The 4009-nt window shown below is 31.5% G+C and carries 2 protein-coding genes and 1 pseudogene; 2 read left to right on the forward strand and 1 reads right to left on the reverse strand.

Annotated features, from left to right (window positions below; translation table 11 throughout):
- A partial coding sequence (locus tag MR593_RS08985; RefSeq protein WP_290692049.1) for a fibronectin type III domain-containing protein occupies positions 1-2276 on the forward strand: 2276 nt, incomplete at its 5' end.
- A 193-nt stretch (positions 2277-2469) separates the two neighbouring features.
- On the forward strand, positions 2470-3606 hold the full coding sequence (locus MR593_RS08990; RefSeq protein WP_290692051.1) for a C40 family peptidase: 1137 nt from the start codon (positions 2470-2472) through the stop codon (positions 3604-3606).
- Between the two features lie 89 nt (positions 3607-3695).
- Here MR593_RS08990 and MR593_RS08995 read toward each other — a convergent pair.
- A pseudogene (locus MR593_RS08995) lies at positions 3696-4009 on the reverse strand (Ig-like domain-containing protein); the annotation flags it as partial.

The raw sequence follows: 4009 nt of genomic DNA on the forward strand, positions 1-4009 counted from the left end.
TTTATTATATCTGTGGTTCTACAGGTGAAAAATCATATGGTATAGCTAATAATCCTGATTTCCATTTTGCAATGGCAACTCAAGATTTCAATGGTATCTATATAACTGTATCAACTACAGAAGATAAGATGACAGTTACTACTCATGATGTAGATGGATCTGTTATAGATAGCTATACTAAGGCAAAATCATCTGAAGAATGTGACAAAGATGGTCACGATTACGTATATGATGGTGAATATTTAACTTGTGATAAATGTGGAAATGCTAAAGAATTAGGTAACTACACAGGATTTGTAAAAGATGAAAAAACTGGCAAGAAGATGTATTTCATAAATGGTAAATTCCAAACTGGTTGGGTTGCTGATCCTAATGACCAATACAATATGTATCACTTTGGTACAGATGGTTTAGCTCACGATGTAGTAGTTACAGAAGATAAACCAACTACATGTACTTACAGAGGTCATAAGAATTTCAAATGTAATGATTGTAATCTAACATATACAATAAATTATCCTAAGAATTCAGGACATGAATATGAACCAGTGATTAGTAGTACAGGAAAAACTGAATATATCTGTAAAAAATGTGGATATAAGAGTTTAGGATTACTAAAGAATCAAAGTATTAAACTATCATACACAGTTTCTGCTTATACAGGAAACAACAAGATACCAGCAGTTACAATAACTACAACTACAGGTAAAACTTTAGTTAAAAATAAAGACTTTACAACTAGCTATACAGACAATGTAAATGTTGGTACAGCTACAGTGACAATCAAAGGTATAGGTGATTATGCGGGTGAAGTTGTCAAGACTTTCAAGATAACACCAAGAAATATATCTACAATGAACAACACTAATGTTACATTAGAATACGACACTGTAGATGCTGATGGAACTCAAAAAACTCCAGCAGTTACTAAGTTAACAGGTCAAATAACTTATATATCTGGAGGACAAAACAAAACTAAGACACTTTCATTAGTAAAAGACAGAGACTACACAGTTAGCTATAGCAACAACGTTAAACCAGGAACTGCAACAGTTACAATAACTGGTATAGGAAACTACGCTGGTACATTAACTAAGACTTTTGAAATAAAAGGTATAACTGTAGACAAAGTAACAGGATTTAAATCTACAGGCACAACAACATCAGAAGTAGATTTAGCTTGGGATAAAGCTGATTGCGATGGATATGAATTATCTAGATACTCAACAGCTAGCAAGACTTATGTTAAGATAGCTGATATAACTAGTGCTGATACTACAACATATAAGGATACAGGAAAAGCTTCTGGATGCTACTACAAATATAAGATAAAAGTATATAAAGTAGTAAAGGGACAAAAGGTTTATTCTGAAGAATCAAATATAGTAAAAGCAACAGTTAAACCATTAGCTCCAACAGCTAAATTAGGAAATGTAAGTAGTGATAGTGTAGAATTAAGTTGGAATCAAGTAGCAAGAGCAACAGGATACGAAGTTTATAGAGCTGACAAAGATAGCGAAGACTATAAATTAGTAAAAGACTTAACTGCTACAACTTACACTGATAGCAAATTAACTAAAGACACTGATTACAAATATACAGTAAAAGCATATAGAACAGTAGATGGACAAAAAGTTTACTCTGCAGACTCAAATGTAGTAAGCGCTAAAACTAAAGATGACTTTAAACTTACAGCTGAAAAAGTTACTAGAAATACTGTAGAAATCGGTTGGGATAAAGTAAAAGATGCTACAGGATATGAAGTATTAAGATACAACGCAAGTACTAAGAAATACGTTGTAATATCAGATTTAGATTATGATAAAATAGAAGATCCAGAAGAAAAAGAAGAATTTAAAAATGTAGATTTTTATATCTATCAAGATACCGGCAGAATATCTGCAACTATCTACAACTACAAAGTAAAAGCTTATAACAAAGTAGACAATAAGAAAGTTTACTTAAAAGAATCAGAAAAATTAAGAGTTGTTACTAATCCACTTACTCCAGTAGTTACAGCTACATCACCTGCTAAGAGAACTGCAAAATTAACTTGGACAAATTGCAGTACTAGAGCAACAGGATATGAAGTTTATAGAGCTACATCTAAGTATGGAACATATAAATTAGTAAAAACAACTACATCTAAGAGCTATACAACAAGTTCACTAACAAGTGGTAGAACTTATTACTTTAAGGTTAGATCTTATAGAACTGTAGATGGAAAGAAAGTTTATGGAAATTACAGTACTATAAAATCTGTTAAAGTAAAATAATATCTAAATATACAAAATATCATTTGATTATTGTTTAATTTGATTAAAAATTAAATAAGCATTATGACCCCTATAAAATATAACTTTTATTTTATAGGGGTCTATTTTATGGAAAAAAATATTGATGTATGATAATATGAAATAGTAAAATTTTATAAATTATGTATTATTAGAATATGGGGGTAGTGATATAATGAAAAAATTCCAAAAGGTAATATCATTAACATTAATATTGCTGATGTTCACTTCTAGTTTAGTATTTGCCGAAAATGATATTCAGGAATTACAAGAAACAACTGTAACTAGTATAAATTATTATAGAAATAATACAGCTGGGAGAACTGTAACAGATGCAATTTATGTAACACCAGGACAAGGGCGCGAAGTAAAGCTACAAAGATACAACGAAGAAACTAAAAAATGGCAAACAAAAGTCACAAAGCATGCATCAAATGAAGAAACTAGTAAGGTAGTTTTAACATATCCAAGTGAATGGTATGCTCAAAAAACTTCTAAATGGAGAGTTTACGTTCCGGCGACAGAAACAGCGACTAAGTTTATATCTAAGGAAATCTCAGTAAATACAAAAAGAGTTTACCAAAATCCTAGCAGCTATTTCCAAATACAAGATAATATAAGCTTTGCAGGTCAAGGTGGTTATTCTCTAAAAAAAGGAACTATGGGACTTAAAGTCAGAAAAGTGCAAGTAAAATTAGGTATGGGTACAGAAAATTACGCTATAGTAGGTCCTAGAACTATTTCTAAAATAAAAGAATTTCAAAAGAAAAAGGGATTACCTGTAACAGGTGTAGTAAATTATACAACATGGAAGGCTATGGGACTTTCTTATTCAGATTGGAATAATCTAGGTGCTTATGTATCTCCAATGCAGATAGATTATACAAGCACTAAAAAGGAATGTATAGAAGCTATGATAGATAGAGCATATGATTATCTAGGTACTGAATATATAGTAGGCGCAGCAGGCAAGCCAGGACAAGGTGTAGATTGCTCGGGATTAGTTATGCAGGCTATGTATGCAGCAGGAATAAATCCACTTCCAGTTAGTGTAATCAGACATTCACAACCAGGATATGAATACGAATCTAGAAATCTATATAAATCTAGCAAGCTTAAAAAAGTTGCATATAAAGACAGAAAAAGAGGCGATTTAATATTCTATTCAGATGCAAGTGGGGCAGTAGATCATGTTGCGATTTATCTAGGAAATGATAAGGTTATCGAATCATGGCCTAATAAAGTAGTTGTATGGCCGATAAAAAACAGTCAAAGAAGCAGAATTGCCGGTGTAAGAAGGGTATTCGTATAGAAAAAGAGATGCAATTAAATGAATTTATTGATTTGATTGCATCTCTTTTTTATTTAAAAAATTAGTATAATTTCAATTTAGAATTTTTACTACCAGCATCTTTTACAAGCTCTGTAGCCCTTAGCCTTAGCTTGAGATTTTGTCATCTTTATAGCACCCTCCATATTGTGAGCGTGTGCAGTTTTGTGGTATATTTTAGACTTAGAGTTTCCACCGTTGCAGTATACATATGTAGAGCTTTTTTTATCTTTTTTTACTGTAACTGATTTAGAGCGAGTAGTGTAACCAGATTTACTGATTTTTACAGTGACAGTTCTACCAGATGGTTGCTTTGGTATAGATATTGAATAAGTTCCATTGCTTCTTACTGTTGATGAACCTATTAATTTTCCCTTTGCATAAG

Source organism: Intestinibacter sp. (genome assembly GCF_022780145.1).
In the GTDB taxonomy this organism is placed as follows: domain Bacteria; phylum Bacillota; class Clostridia; order Peptostreptococcales; family Peptostreptococcaceae; genus Intestinibacter.